This window comes from Archaeoglobus veneficus SNP6, assembly GCF_000194625.1.
Classification (GTDB): Archaea; Halobacteriota; Archaeoglobi; order Archaeoglobales; family Archaeoglobaceae; genus Archaeoglobus_C; species Archaeoglobus_C veneficus.
Genome location: NC_015320.1, coordinates 619,196 through 633,282, shown reverse-complemented (window position 1 = coordinate 633,282; position 14,087 = coordinate 619,196). Strand labels below are relative to the sequence as shown.

Sequence of the window (14,087 nt, the reverse complement as noted above, 5' to 3'; positions counted from 1 at the left end):
AACTTTGCCCGGTCCTTTATCTAATGCGGGCGGGAAGACCCCATGCGTAAGCGTGGGGATGAAAGCCCGCCAACTTTCACTCCACTCAAAAATTAGATAAATATTGAGGATAAAATGAAGCCGATGAAACAAACCCTCCAAAAGACGATTAAGATTCCTGTTTCGGATGCAATTACTAACGAGAAGCTTAGCAAGCTTAATCGCTTAACCGCTCGACTTACTTATGGAGTTCAGCTTTTTCTTGATAGAATAGTTGCAAACGATGTCACTACTGTAAAGGAGGCTGAGAAGTTCCGCAAGGAAGTAGAGGCTATTACTGGCTTACCTTCTGCTTTTGCTCAGGCTTGCAGGGACAAGGCTTTGTGGATGTACAAATCCTACAAGAAACAGCACAAGGAGTGGGAGAAGAAGGTTAGCAAGTTGGAGAGAGCCATTGAACGCTGTAAAGATAAGCACAAACGTAGAAAACTTGAACGCAAGCTCTATCGCTTGAGGAAGAAGGAACCCTCTTTACCAACTGTAAGTAGAAAGATTCCGGTTATGTTTGATTACCGGATCGGTTCAATCGAGTTCTCCTACTCAGCTAAGGAGTTTAGGCTATGGATGCGTATTTCGACTCTGGAAAAAGGCAAGAGGATTGTAATCCCCCTACACTCCTACTCATACGCTGAAAAACACCTTAAAAGTTGGTCGATAAAATCCTTCCAGATTGTTTGGAAGAGCAGACTCAAGAGGTATGAAGTTCATGTTGTGGTTGAAAAGGAGGTGATAATCAGGCCCAAGAAAGTTGTTGGAATAGACCTTGGTTTAAAGAGACTAGTGACGGCTTATGAGCAGGGCGAGGATAGCCGTGCTATCCTCGTCGAGAAGTCAGAGTACAAGGAGTTCTTCATTAGAATGAGAGAACTCAATAACCGAATAGCCAAGCTACAGAGTTTAGGCAAGATAAGGGCATTGAAGAAACTCAGGAGAAAACGCAGGAATATAGCTGCAGACTTTCGCAGAAAACTTGCTGTTGAGATGGCCAAGCAGTTTAACGATGCAATCGTTTTCATAGGCTTGCCCAAAGATGTAAGAACCGACAAGCATTACAAAGGCTCTGGCAATAAAAGGTTAAGAAAAAGGGTCAATCACTGGGCTTTTCGTGAGTTTGCCGTAACGCTACAGGTAGAGCTAATGGAGAACAACAATCTGGCATACATTGTTAATGAGCATGGTTCAACTCGTCGCTGTAGCGTATGCGGATCGAAGAAGGTACAGGTTGATGATAGAGAATTCCTCTGCTTAAACTGCGGTCATAAAGACGATAGAGACGTCAACGCAGCTAAGAACATCCTGAAGTTTGGTTTGGAGAGGTTAGCTAAAGTGTCCCTTAAGGGGACGGGGGCTGCTGTGAGCCAGCTCGAACTACCGATGATGAGGCTAATGCCTCTGAAGGTAGAAACTCCGTCCGTAAGGGCGGAGTAGTTCACCGATAGAACGGAAGTAATATATTTTGCCGGTAAGGCTGTAGAACCATGAAAGCATACGGCAGATTCATCGCAAGAGGAGAGCTTTGTGAGGGCTATTTTGACGTTTCTTCAGGCAGTTTGAATTTCGATGGCATAGAGTTTCCACTCAATGGCGTGAAATTTCTTCCACCTGTCGAACCGAGTAAGATTGTGTGTGTCGGCTTGAACTATATTGACCACGCGAGAGAACTGAATATGGAGATACCTGAGGAGCCGGTCATATTTATGAAGCCGTCAACAGCCATCATTGGTCACGAGGACTTCATAGAGCTGCCCCCTCAATCGAGCAGGGTTGATTACGAGGGTGAGCTTGCCGTCGTTATCGGCAGGAAATGCAGAAACGTCAGCAGTGAAGAAGCATACGACTACGTTATGGGTTACACGTGCTTCAACGATGTCACGGCGAGAGACTTGCAGCAAAAGGATGGTCAGTGGACGAGGAGCAAGTCGTTCGACACCTTTGCTCCCATCGGCCCCTACGTGGTCAGTCTTTCTCCATCAAATTTAAAAATAGAAACGAGGTTGAATGGCAAAACCGTACAGAGTTCGACAACCTCAAATCTCATATTTGACGTTCCTAAGCTCATTGAATTCATATCGTCGATAATGACTTTGAAAAAGCATGATGTAATCGCAACGGGAACGCCAGCAGGCGTCGGTAAGCTGAATAGCGGTGATGTCGTCGAAATTGAAATTGAAGGGATCGGTGTGCTTAGAAACTACGTGAGGTGACAGAATGGAAATCGAAAAGGAGTACAGAGCCAAGGAAGTTGAGGAAAAGTGGGTAAGGCAGTGGAAGGACGAGATGTACTACTTCGACTGGAACTCTGAGAAGCCCCATTATATAATTGATACACCTCCCCCATACCCCACTGGTTCATTCCACATAGGAAATACCCTTAACTGGTGCTATATCGATTTCATTGCGAGATACAAGAGAATGAAGGGCTACGAGGTGATGTTCCCCCAGGGCTGGGACTGCCATGGATTGCCAACTGAAGTTAAGGTTGAGGAAATGCACGGAATAAGCAAAAACGACGTTCCGAGAGAAGAATTCCGCAGGCTCTGTGTTGAATTTACGGAGAAGAACATAGAGAAGATGAGAAGTGCCATGCGCAGGCTTGGCTTCTCCATAGACTGGAGCAAGGAGTACATAACAATGTATCCCGAGTACTACACCAAAACACAGGTTTCTTTTGTCCGCATGTACAACCAGGGGCTCATTTACAAGGGCTACCACCCCGTTATATTCTGCCCTCGCTGCGAAACGACAATTGCCCTCGCCGAAATTGAATACAAGTCCGGCACTACGAAGTTGAACTACATTAGATTTGGAGATGGCGAGGACAGTGTTGTAATCGCAACAACCCGTCCTGAACTTATCCCCGCATGCGTCGCAATAGCTGTGCATCCCGACGACGAGCGCTACAGGCACCTCATTGGGAAGAAGGTTCGCGTGCCTGTTGGCGGGCACGAAGTGGAAGTCATAGCCGATGAAGACGTGGACATGGAGTATGGTACTGGAATAGTGATGATCTGTACTTTCGGTGACAGGCAGGACGTCAAGTGGTGGAAGAAACACAATCTCGAGCTAAGGATGGTTCTCGACAGAACTGGCAGGCTGAACGAGAAAGCCGGAAAATACGCCGGTTTGACGACGAAAGAGGCAAGAGAGAAAATAATCGAAGATCTAAAGGCTGAGGGCAGGTTGATAAAGCAGGAAGACGTTGAGCAGAACGTCGGAGTTTGCTGGCGATGCAAGACGCCAGTTGAGATCATTGCCGAAGAGCAGTGGTTCGTTAAGATAGACAAGGAAAGGATACTGAAAGAGGCAAGGAAAATCAAGTGGTTCCCGGAGCACATGCTTTCCCGCCTTGAGGGATGGGTAGAGGGAATGGAATGGGACTGGGTGATAAGCAGGCAGCGCATCTTCGCAACTCCCATTCCGGTGTGGTACTGCAAGAATTGCGGAGCAATAGTTGTTGCAAAGGAAGAGTGGTTGCCAGTAGACCCCACAAAGGACGCGCCAAAAGAGCCGTGCCCGCAGTGCGGTTCAACTGAATTCGAGGGTGAAGACGATGTCCTCGACACGTGGATGGACTCATCGATAACCCCCCTCGCCATAACTGGCTGGCCCTACGACTGGAAGGAGTATCCCACCCATTTAAGACCGCAAGGTCACGACATAATCAGGACGTGGGCCTTCTACACGATTCTCCGCTCACTGGCCCTTGCAAACAAAATCCCGTGGTATGAAATAGTGATAAACGGGATGGTTTTGGGCGAGGATGGCAGGAAGATGAGCAAGAGCCTTGGAAACATAATATCGCCCGAAGAGGTTCTGGAAAAGTATGGAGCCGACGCTCTGAGGCAGTGGGCCGCTACAGGCGTTGTAGGCAGCGACGTCATATTCACATGGAAAGAAGTCATCGCTGCCTCGCGATTCCAGCAGAAGTTCTGGAGCATCCTTCGCTTTACCATGAGTCACATTAAGGACTACACACCGAGCGAAGATGACGAAAAGCTACTCAGGATTGCTGACAGGTGGATTCTCTCAAAGCTCAACAGACTCATAAAGGATGTCGATGAACACATGGAAAACTATCGCTTCAACGAGGCGTTAAAGGCAATAAGGAGCTTTACATGGTATGAGTATGCGGACAACTACCTTGAAATCGTGAAGAACAGACTCTACTCAGGAAGCGACGAGGAAAAGAGAGCAGCCAAATTCGTTCTCTACAATGCTATGGATGCGCTGATAAGGCTTCTTGCGCCCATTACACCCTTCATAGCCGAGGAGTGCTGGAACATTTTCAAGGGCAACGGCAGCGTTCACCTGCAGAGCTATCCGCAGGCAGATAAGGCGTTCATCGACAGCGAAGCGGAGAAGCGCGGAGACCTAATGAGAGACATAGTCGCGGAGGTTAGAAGACTTAAGCACGACAGGGGTATGGCTTTGAATGCTCCTCTGAAGTTCATCAAAATCTACTCACCCATTGAAGTGGATGCAAGGGACATAGGCGGCGCACTGAACGCTAAGGTCGAAATCCTGAGCGAGGCTCCGGAGATTAGTGTCAGGATCAAAGCTCTAAAGCCGAAGTACGGAATACTCGGCCCGATGTTCAGAGATAAGGTCAAGAAGATAGTCGAAGCAGTTAACGCGCTGAACGAGGAAGACAAGGACAGATTGCTGAAGGAGGGACTGGAGATTGACATTGATGGCGAAGTAATAAAACTCGAGAGAGACTGGTTCGAAGCGGAGATAGAGAAGGTTGTCAGCGGTAAGGAAGTTGACGTTCTTGAAGTTGGAGGTGCAGTAGTCGTAGTCGAAATTTAAGTTATTGCTTATTAATTTCTTGTTTATTAGATATTTATCGCTTTTTCATTCGTTATGCGAACATGTATGATCTCCTTCACCGAAATCTTTATATAGTACTTCACTAACTTTTTGTTAGTAACCATATAAGAATAAATAAGAGGGAGGACAATGAAAGCGAATATTGACACAGTACTCGAGGCTCTTGGAAACGAGAGCAGGAGAAGAATACTTAGCCTACTCTCCAAGAAGCCGTGTTACGTTAGCGAGATATCTTACTCCCTCAAGATGGCTCCCAAAGCCGTTCTCGAGCATCTCGAGAAACTCGAAAAGGCAGGGATTGTCGCGAGCTTCGAAGAAGGACGAAGAAGATACTATTACATCAACCGCAATCTGAGAATAGAGATTTCCATCACCCCTCACAGATTCGAGACGGTCATAACGACAGGTAACAGCAGTGCAGACATCGAGAAAACTGTAAGCGAGGTTAAGAGACTGTTCGAGGGATTCAGCTTCGAAGGCAAGTCTATGTCAGAGTTCTGCAAGGTTCTGCGGAAAATTGAGGAGGTTCAGCAGAACTTTTCAAGAATTCAGGGCATGATAACCTCCAGAATAACGGAAGTGTTCGAGTACCTCCTCGACGAAATAGAGAGACACATCGACGACGAGGTGGAAAGAGTCGTGCTGCTGGGCCTCACAAAGGGAGCCAATTCAGCGCTCGAGATTGCGGAGCAGTTTGGTATACCGTACAGGGAGGTCGAGAGTGCCCTTGAGAGGCTCAGAAAGAAAGGTCTCGTCGAGGAGGTTCAGCAGAATGGTAGGAGTATGTGGGTGGTCAAGTAAGAAGACTGGTAAGTTTAATTAAGGTTAAAAATTAATTAAAAAATTGGAGGTGATGTGTATGGGTAAGAAAAGTGATGAGGTCACGCTCAGGGTTGCCGAGGCATATTACAGAGATGTTGGGAGAGGTATTGCGCGAATTGATCCTGAAATAATGGAAAAACTCGGACTCCAGAGCGGTGACGTGGTTGAGATTATAGGCAAGTCAACGGTGCCAGCGATAGTCTGGCCCGGCTATCCCGATGACAGGGGAAAGGGCATAATCAGAATTGATGGCAGCCTGAGAAACAACGCTGGAGTAAGCATCGACGATAAGGTCAGGGTAAGGAAGGTAGAGGCAAAACCGGCGGAGAAGGTTGTAATTGCCCCGACGGAGCCGATAAGGCTAATGGGTGGGGAAGCGTACCTTCTCAGACTGCTTGAAGGAAGACCCGTTACGAGGGGTCAGAAGATCAGGGTTGAACTCTTCGGTCACACGCTAACCTTCGTTGTCACATCCACAAAGCCTGCTGGAGTGGTCATAGTATCCCGCTCGACAACCATCGAGCTGAAGGACAGGCCAGTAGAGGAGGTAACGAGGGCAGTACCAAATGTAACGTACGAAGACATTGGAGGGCTTAAGAGAGAGCTCAGACTCGTAAGAGAAATGATCGAACTTCCGCTCAAACATCCCGAATTATTCCAGCGTCTCGGAATCGATCCACCAAAAGGCGTTCTGCTCTACGGCCCACCCGGAACGGGCAAGACGCTGATAGCGAAGGCTGTTGCCAACGAGGTTAACGCTCACTTCATCTCGATAAGTGGGCCAGAAATAATGAGCAAGTACTACGGCGAATCGGAGCAGAGACTTCGTGAAATCTTCGAAGAGGCGAAGGAGAATGCGCCATCGATTATATTCATCGACGAAATTGACTCGATCGCTCCGAAGAGAGAGGAAGTGACTGGAGAAGTTGAAAGACGTGTCGTTGCGCAGCTCCTCGCCCTCATGGATGGTCTCGAGGCAAGGGGTGACGTGATAGTAATCGCCGCCACCAACAGGCCTGATGCACTCGACCCAGCACTGCGAAGGCCTGGAAGATTTGACAGGGAAATCGAAATTGGTGTTCCTGACAGAGAGGGCAGGAAAGAGATTCTTGAGATCCATACGAGGGGCATGCCCCTTGCAGAGGATGTAAACCTCGATGAACTTGCCGACCACACTATAGGCTTCGTTGGAGCTGACCTCGAAGCCTTATGCAAGGAAGCTGCGATGCACGCGTTACGAAAGAGAATGGAGAAGGGCGAGATTGACATCGAAGCAGAGGAGATTCCGGAAGAGGTTCTTGAAAACCTGAAGGTCACAAGGGAGGACTTCCTTGAGGCGCTGAGAAACATAGAGCCCTCTGCGATGCGCGAAGTGCTTGTAGAAGTGCCAAAGATTCGCTGGGAAGATATCGGTGGCTTAGAGCACGCGAAGCAGGAGCTGAAGGAAGCTGTAGAATGGCCTCTGAAGTATCCTGAGGTATTCGAGACAGTGGACATCAAGCCTCCGAAGGGAATACTACTGTTCGGTCCGCCTGGAACTGGTAAGACTCTGCTCGCCAAGGCAGTGGCGAATGAAAGCAATGCGAACTTCATAAGCGTCAAGGGGCCGGAACTGCTGAGCAAGTGGGTCGGAGAGAGTGAGAAGCATGTCAGAGAGATGTTCAGAAAGGCAAGGCAGGTAGCACCGTGTGTACTCTTCTTTGACGAAATAGACAGCTTAGCGCCGCGCAGAGGAGGAGGCGCTGACAGCCACGTGACTGAAAGAGTTGTAAGCCAGTTGCTGACTGAGCTCGACGGAATGGAGGAGCTGAAGGACGTCGTCGTCATAGCAGCAACGAACAGGCCGGACATAGTCGATCCAGCATTGCTTAGGCCGGGAAGAATTGAGAGGCACATCTACATCCCGCCGCCGGACAAGAAGGCAAGGAAGGAGATATTCAAGATTCACCTGAGGGGCAAACCGCTTGCTGATGATGTAAGCATCGACGAGCTTGCCGAAAAGACGGAAGGCTACAGCGGAGCAGATATTGAGGCCGTCTGCAGGGAAGCAGGCATGCTCGCTATAAGGGAAGCTCTAAAGCCCGGACTGACGAGAGAGGAAGCCAAAGAACTTGCAAAGAAGATAAAGATCACAAAGAAGCACTTTGAAAAGGCTCTTGAGAAGGTCAAGCCGAGTCTGACGAAGGATGACGTCAAGCGTTACGAGCAGATAATCGAGAACTTCCACAAGATGTACGTCTAACCTTATAATTTTTTAAATAAGGATTAATAAAAATCCCAAGGAGGTGGTGGAATATGGTCTGGAGGAGAAGGAAGAGGGATAGGGACGACATCTTTGATGAATTCTTTGGTAGAGAGTTTGAACTCTTCGACGAAATATTTGACAGGATGATGAGGGACTTTGATGAGATATTCAGAAGAGCAGCAAGTGGCGAAATAAAGCCCATAGTCAGGGGATTCTCCATCAGGATTGGCCCTGACGGCAAACCAGAGATCAGGGAGTTCGGTACGAAGCCTGAGGGCGTGTCTCAGGGCATCGAGGAACGCAAGCCACTGATCGACGTTATGGAGACCGACGAGGAGGTGCATGTAATTGCAGAGATGCCTGGTGTGAACAAGGACGACATCGACGTAAGTGCATCCGAGACTTCCGTCGAAATCAAGGCAGAAGGTGAGAACAGGAAGTACTACGAGGTCGTAGACCTGCCGTGTGAGGTCGTTCCTGACTCAGCAAAGGCAAGGTACAACAACGGAGTGCTCGAGATTATCTTCAAGAAGAAGTATCCGAAGAAGGAAGACAGAAAGAAAATCAAGGTTGAGTAATCTTTTCTATTTTTTTAAAAAATTAAAATAATATTTAAACTACTCAGGGAATGAAAAATAGGCGGGGAACGGTTTTCTGTCAATGTGTATTCTGGCAAAATCGTCACCGTGGCACTCCATGCATCCAACGTTTCTCGGAGAGTGTATTTCAAAGACATTACCGTAGCTCGGTTTAAATGGATCGCCTGCATGACAGTTCCCACAGGCAAGCTCTTCTTTGGTGTATGTCTTGTGACACTTGTCGCAGTCGCTATATTTTGACGTGTGAAGCTTGTGCACCTCCTGGAAAAGCTGTTCGGGCGTTAGCTCTGGTGCATTCTTTACATGGCAATATATGCAGTACTCACTGGCGTCGAGGTGGCCGGAAATCTTCTCAACCTGTGGAATGTACTGTCTCTTGGCATTGTAGTGGCATGCAAGACAGTTTCCATCTATGGGCTCTGCTTTGGCTGCTGTACTCTGTACTTCCGGCGTTTCCTGCGGGGCTGGCGTGGGAACGACAAACTCGCTGGATTTTTCCTTAACCTCTTCCGTCTGAATACATAGCGTTGTAGCAGTGGCGAAAATTAGGATAAGAGTAATTAAAAAAATAGTTGCTCTCATGGCTCGCCAGCTATTTCAGGCTATTTTACTGGGCTCCAGCGTCCGCAGCCTTGTGCAGCTCGTCAATGGGCTGGGTGTGGCAGACCGTACACGGCTTTCCACGTGGTATGTGGACATTGACGTAGTCCTTAAACGGCTTAACAGGATCTTTCGAGTCGTGACAGAGGACACAGGATGGCTGACCGTCAGGAGCCTCAGGAATCGATATCTTGTCAGAAGTGCCGTGACAGACAGAACACTCGAGGTTTATCGTACCCTCACCGACGTGTATCTTGTGCGGATCGGTGCCGTGGCACTTCAGACAGCCGTTTCCATCCTTGTGAGCAGCATAATCGCTGGCCTTCTTGTGGCACACACTGCAGTCGATAGTTGCTGCCGCTGCAGCAGGAGCGGATGGCTGAGGTGTTTTCTCTGGAGTTGGCGTTGGAGCTGGTGTCTCTTCGACAGGTGTTGCTGTGGGTGTTTCCTCCTGCGTAACCTTGGTCGTTGGTGTAGCTACCTCTTCTGTCGTTGTACAGCCGGCAAAAAGCCCCGCCACCAATACAACCATCAACAATATAAGCATCTTGGTTTTCATTGACATCCCTCCATTTGGAGTTCAGTTGCTCGAAATATATATTAGTTTTTCGGTTTTAATGCCGAATAGGCCTCTATTGAATGAAAAATCAGGCTATAGCAGCTAACAACTACTTATCAGATTGAAATCTCAGGTTTCACAGTGTTTGGAAAAGATTGGAAAACGTATCTCTGTGCTATGTTTATCCGGTGTAGTAGTACAGCTTTGGATCTGCTCCCGTCTTCGGGCGAGGCTGTTTGAGCTTCAGCCTGTAGTACTTCCTTACATCGCTGTTCGGGTCAAGAACATTTCCAAAGACTCTCGCTTTCGTCGGACAGACATACACGCAGGCCGGTTCAAGTCCCCTGACCACGCGGTGGTAGCACCACGTACACTTGTCAACCTTGCCCCGCATGTACTCGCTCTCTCCATCTTCTGGGTAGAGGTACCTTGCCCCATAAGGACATGCTGATACGCAGTAGCCGCATCCTATACACTTCTCATAGTCAACGAGCACCACGCCGTCATCGGTCATGTAGGTTGCACCAACAGGGCAAACAGCGACGCATGGTGCATTTTCGCACTGGTTACAGAGCTTTGGAACGAAGTATCCGCCTTTTATTTTTGAAATGTCTGTTTCGGGTGGGTATGGTGTGTAACCCTCTTCCCCCATCTTTGGAGAATCGACAAGTACCTGCCCCTCTTCGGTCACAGTATATCTTTCAACCCACGTTCTGTAAAATCCTTCTGGAACTTTGTTCTCAGTTCTGCAGGCCTGTACACACTTTCCACATCCTATACATCTTGTCAAATCTACAACAAAGCCCCAGTACTTTTCTTTCGGTGATAGTGATGCAGAAACTGCCGCAATACCTCCGGCAACTACTGCAGCTTTCAAACCGAGTTTGATAAATTCTCTTCTATTCAGATTCATGGCGTCTCACCTACTCGTAGAGTATTGCCTTTGCAGGCCACGGATTGTGCGGATTGTGGCACTCAATACATTCAGGCCCCGAATAGTGGCTGTCGATGTCGATTAGCCCCAAGGCTCCTGGTCTGAAAGGAATCTTTGCATGACAGCTCCCGCAGAACTCGCGGGATTTGTCGATCTTCTGTGTCTGTCCAGGACCGTGGCAGACTTCGCAATCAACATCTGCGCTTGGTGTGTGGTGTTTGGATTTCGCCCAAATTTCATAAATATCCGGATGGCATTCCTTACAGTATTCGCTGCCTTGGTAAACTGGTTCCTTTGCGTACTCATAAGCTTCAGCGCTGGTGTGCTTGATACCGAGAACGTCGTAGAGCACACCGTTCCAGGCAAAAGCAGCAGCTACGCACATTAAAACTGAAATCGCTGCAACAAAGATCTTCAACAGTTTTGACTTCAAGCTAAAACCCCCTCCAGTTTAGTACGTGGAACGGGAGAATCGGAGGTAAGCGTGATTTTCATTTTCAACTCACCCGTCTCATATCTGATTATTACAAGTTTATAAAACTTTCTATTTTTTGCCTTTATGTTAATCAGAGCTCTTGGCGACGTCGTTTTTCCGCACCAATCATTTCTACACTTTCTTCGCAAAGTAATTATTTATTATAATTAATAAAATAGTCAGAGTGTTCAGAAGCAATATTTAAATAACGTAAAAAGATTGAGACAATATGGATAACAAAATTCCAAAGATTATAATCATAATCATAACTTTCTTCGCAATAGGTGTTCTTGTTCTTCCATCCACCGCATCCCTTTTTGCAGGTCAGCACCTGTGGTATGACTTAAGTGGTCAGGATAATGATGTGCCGTGTGTTAAGTGTCATGCTGACGTGCATACTGAGTTGATGTCGAGCTATCACAGGAATATAGGATGCTCGTGCCACAGGGCAGACATTAATATTACGTACGCGGAGGTTAAAGGTACAGCCGTTGTTCCCGGAAAACAAGCCCATGCTGCGAGTACTGTTGCGTGTATGCTTTGCCACCAGTATAACGGACAGCAGGCAATCCGGTATGTTGAGATACCGCTGAGTTCTCTGCAGAATATGTCATTTGCTGGCGGATTTGAAGACATGAGCATATACGGCTCGCCCTACAACTACACCGATCCAAACGCAAGCGATGCGGGGATTTGTGAAGCGCACAACTCCTTTGTTAGAGGGGCAATAGTTGCAAACAATGGTACATTGCTGCCCGATTCAAGCGAGGCGTGTGTTGCCTGTCATATGATGGTGAATCTGACGATAAACTTCAATATAAGTAGTGGTATGTTGCTGGAAGTTAACCACGTTATCCCGGGATATTCAACTGTTACGGGATTCAATGAGTCGTATCTCAACATCACGTCATCAAAATATGCCTTTGTGGAAGTTGAGGAAAGAAGAGACTACGGCTAAGGTGGTGGGATGAATAGTAAAGTTGTGCTCCTGCTGATCGCCGCTGCAGCGGCTATGCTCGTGTACGCTACACCAGTCATCACTCTTTTCGTAGGCTCACATTCAACCTTCAATTTTGATAACAATGCGGAATCAGGAGTGATAAACGTTACAGTTGGAAGCGGAAGCGACGAGTACTGCAAACAGTGCCATCTCAGGGTGTGGAATGAGCTGTATTCCAATCCAAAAGCTCCACATAGTGATTTAAGCTGCGAAACCTGCCACCGCTACAACGGCACCGGCGTGAAATTTGCTGTGATAAATTCAACGGGAGCGCATCCGGGAAGGCAGGCTCATGCGGCGTACGTGCCGAACTGTTTAGAGTGTCACTGGAAAACTACACCTATCAGGAATATACATGGCGGGATAAGTTACGCTCCAGCAGCGGCGGGCTTTAATCTGGCATACATCCCAGATAATTCACGCATACCGAACTATACAATCGACGTTTCTCGAATCTCATACTATGCAGCCCACAAAAGGCTGATTGAATACGCTAATGACACGCTTGGGGATATGAATATTGGCTGTCTGCTCTGTCACACGAATTATTCGAAGGAGATATCGTACACTTATCACTGGAATATCGATTATTCAACACTTTACTGGAATTTTACGTCCTTTTCACCAAATGGAACTCGCACTTACACCATAACCGCCGCTAAGTCAACAGAATTTAGTGGTAAACATGAATTTCTACCAATGGATAGTATAAACTGCTCAAAGTGCCATGAGAACATTTATGAGGGATTAATTAATGGAACTCATGCTCCGATCTATAGGTACGTTAATCCTACTAAACCTGGATGGTCTTGGTACCTAACTAATCTGTGGGGAGACATCAGATTTCACGCGAGAGGAGTGTATGATGGATATACGTCAACGTACTCGCTTAACACATCGCTGATAAATAACACATACTGTAAAGACTGCCATTATAACCCTTCAGTGCCTGATACGGCTGCAAACAAAGGACTTGTTCACTGTGCAGAGAAAGTCTCATGCCTGACGTGCCATGGTTACGGAAAAACTTTTGACGCATACAATGCAATACTAAATGCAAGTGCATATTCGGGACCAGTCGGCAAGACAGATCCTGATGATCACGAAAACTTGCTAAATCAGACTGCAACTTATGCAAGAATGTACCATGGAGACGTTTGTATGGGCTGCCATGAAGCTGCAGTGCATGCAACAAAAAGTAAAGGTGGAGGAGGGGCGTCAGGCGGATGCTCAAGGTGTCACGAATGGGGCAATGTTGATGTTTACATCGAATCAGAACCATCCGGATACGCTATCAATCAGTAAGTCGTGCCATAACGCTGCATTACAAAAATCTAAAATCCAAGTAGCTGAGATCTGAACCCATCATGGCATCAAGGCTCCCAAATATAGCGATTTACAGAATTCTGAGAATTCAGCAGAAATAAGTGGGAGGCATCCCCGACAAACTCAACGATAGGGTAATATACATCCTTGGCAGAATAAAACCCATGAAATTCAAGGTTATCCTAGAAGAGGGGGAAGACGGTTATTACGTTGTCACCGTTCCTTCTCTTCCAGGATGCATCTCACAGGGTAGAACCAGAGAAGAGGCTCTGAAGAACATAAAAGAGGCTATAGAACTCTATCTTGAAGTTCTTCAGGAGAAAGAGCTTGAAAAGATGCAGAAGGCCGAAGTTGTGGAAGTGGTTGTTTGAAACTGCCAAGGATCTCTGGCGAAGAGGCAATCAAAGCTCTTGTTAAAGCTGGCTGGAGTGTTGAAAGGCAGAGAGGGAGCCATGTCGTTCTGTATAAGGAAGGGACAGGGATTGTTGTAGTTCCACTTCACAGGGAACTTGACAGGGGAACGTTAAGAGCGATTATAAAGCAAAGTGGGATGACTGTTAAAGAATTTGCGGAGCTGCTTTAGTTAGGTTATTCAATCCCAATTTTGGAAGTAACTCCACCCTTAACTTACCTCTGGAATTCCGTTCTATTATAGTTA

General features: G+C 47.3%; 14 protein-coding genes. 10 read left to right on the top strand and 4 right to left on the bottom strand.

Annotation, left to right across the window (positions count from 1 at the left end):
- Positions 1-123: 123 nt before the first annotated feature.
- The 6 genes from ARCVE_RS03680 to hsp20 all read left to right on the top strand — a co-directional run bounded on the left by ARCVE_RS03680 (position 124) and on the right by hsp20 (position 8,514).
- Positions 124-1,467: an RNA-guided endonuclease TnpB family protein gene (locus tag ARCVE_RS03680; protein WP_156786012.1), complete on the top strand. Its 1,344-nt coding sequence runs from the start codon at positions 124-126 to the stop codon at positions 1,465-1,467.
- A 50-nt stretch (positions 1,468-1,517) separates the two neighbouring features.
- The gene (locus ARCVE_RS03675) at positions 1,518-2,243 is read left to right on the top strand and encodes a fumarylacetoacetate hydrolase family protein (RefSeq protein ID WP_013683437.1); all 726 of its coding nucleotides are present in this window, start codon (positions 1,518-1,520) and stop codon (positions 2,241-2,243) included.
- 4 nt (positions 2,244-2,247) lie between these two features.
- Positions 2,248-4,848 carry a valine--tRNA ligase gene (locus tag ARCVE_RS03670; RefSeq protein ID WP_013683436.1) on the top strand — a complete coding sequence of 867 codons (2,601 nt, stop codon included), beginning with the start codon at positions 2,248-2,250 and terminating at the stop codon, positions 4,846-4,848.
- A gap of 150 nt (positions 4,849-4,998) precedes the next feature.
- Positions 4,999-5,670, top strand: a complete 672-nt coding sequence (locus tag ARCVE_RS03665) for a metalloregulator ArsR/SmtB family transcription factor (protein WP_013683435.1) — start codon at positions 4,999-5,001, stop codon at positions 5,668-5,670.
- Between the two features lie 58 nt (positions 5,671-5,728).
- Entirely contained in the window at positions 5,729-7,933 is a 2,205-nt protein-coding gene (locus ARCVE_RS03660; RefSeq protein WP_013683434.1) for a CDC48 family AAA ATPase, read from the top strand.
- 53 nt (positions 7,934-7,986) lie between these two features.
- The gene (gene hsp20, locus ARCVE_RS03655) at positions 7,987-8,514 is read left to right on the top strand and encodes an archaeal heat shock protein Hsp20 (protein ID WP_013683433.1); all 528 of its coding nucleotides are present in this window, start codon (positions 7,987-7,989) and stop codon (positions 8,512-8,514) included.
- Between the two features lie 39 nt (positions 8,515-8,553).
- On the opposite strand, the gene ARCVE_RS03650 is transcribed toward hsp20, so the two are convergent.
- The 4 genes from ARCVE_RS03650 to ARCVE_RS03635 form a co-directional block, all read right to left on the bottom strand.
- Complete coding sequence (locus ARCVE_RS03650) at positions 8,554-9,117, bottom strand: cytochrome c3 family protein (protein ID WP_013683432.1); 564 nt, start codon at positions 9,115-9,117, stop codon at positions 8,554-8,556.
- Positions 9,118-9,142: 25 nt separating this feature from the next.
- Positions 9,143-9,694, bottom strand: coding sequence for a hypothetical protein (locus ARCVE_RS11695; RefSeq protein ID WP_013683431.1), 552 nt, complete (start codon positions 9,692-9,694; stop codon positions 9,143-9,145).
- Positions 9,695-9,875: 181 nt separating this feature from the next.
- Complete coding sequence (locus ARCVE_RS03640; RefSeq protein ID WP_013683430.1) at positions 9,876-10,607, bottom strand: 4Fe-4S dicluster domain-containing protein; 732 nt, start codon at positions 10,605-10,607, stop codon at positions 9,876-9,878.
- 10 nt (positions 10,608-10,617) lie between these two features.
- The gene (locus tag ARCVE_RS03635) at positions 10,618-11,061 is read right to left on the bottom strand and encodes a multiheme c-type cytochrome (RefSeq protein ID WP_052302960.1); all 444 of its coding nucleotides are present in this window, start codon (positions 11,059-11,061) and stop codon (positions 10,618-10,620) included.
- A 271-nt stretch (positions 11,062-11,332) separates the two neighbouring features.
- Here ARCVE_RS03635 and ARCVE_RS03630 point away from each other — a divergent pair, with 271 nt between their 5' ends.
- From ARCVE_RS03630 to ARCVE_RS03615, 4 genes are all read left to right on the top strand, one after another.
- A complete protein-coding gene (locus ARCVE_RS03630; RefSeq protein WP_013683428.1) occupies positions 11,333-12,061 on the top strand; it encodes a hypothetical protein in 729 nt (242 codons plus the stop codon).
- A gap of 9 nt (positions 12,062-12,070) precedes the next feature.
- Positions 12,071-13,408 (top strand): multiheme c-type cytochrome, encoded by a 1,338-nt coding sequence (locus ARCVE_RS11280; protein ID WP_013683427.1) that lies wholly within the window; start codon positions 12,071-12,073, stop codon positions 13,406-13,408.
- A gap of 185 nt (positions 13,409-13,593) precedes the next feature.
- A complete protein-coding gene (locus ARCVE_RS03620; protein ID WP_048086158.1) occupies positions 13,594-13,800 on the top strand; it encodes a type II toxin-antitoxin system HicB family antitoxin in 207 nt (68 codons plus the stop codon).
- On the top strand, positions 13,797-14,012 hold the full coding sequence (locus tag ARCVE_RS03615) for a type II toxin-antitoxin system HicA family toxin (RefSeq protein ID WP_013683425.1): 216 nt from the start codon (positions 13,797-13,799) through the stop codon (positions 14,010-14,012). The genes ARCVE_RS03620 and ARCVE_RS03615 overlap by 4 nt, the downstream gene beginning before the upstream one ends.
- Positions 14,013-14,087 lie beyond the last annotated feature (75 nt).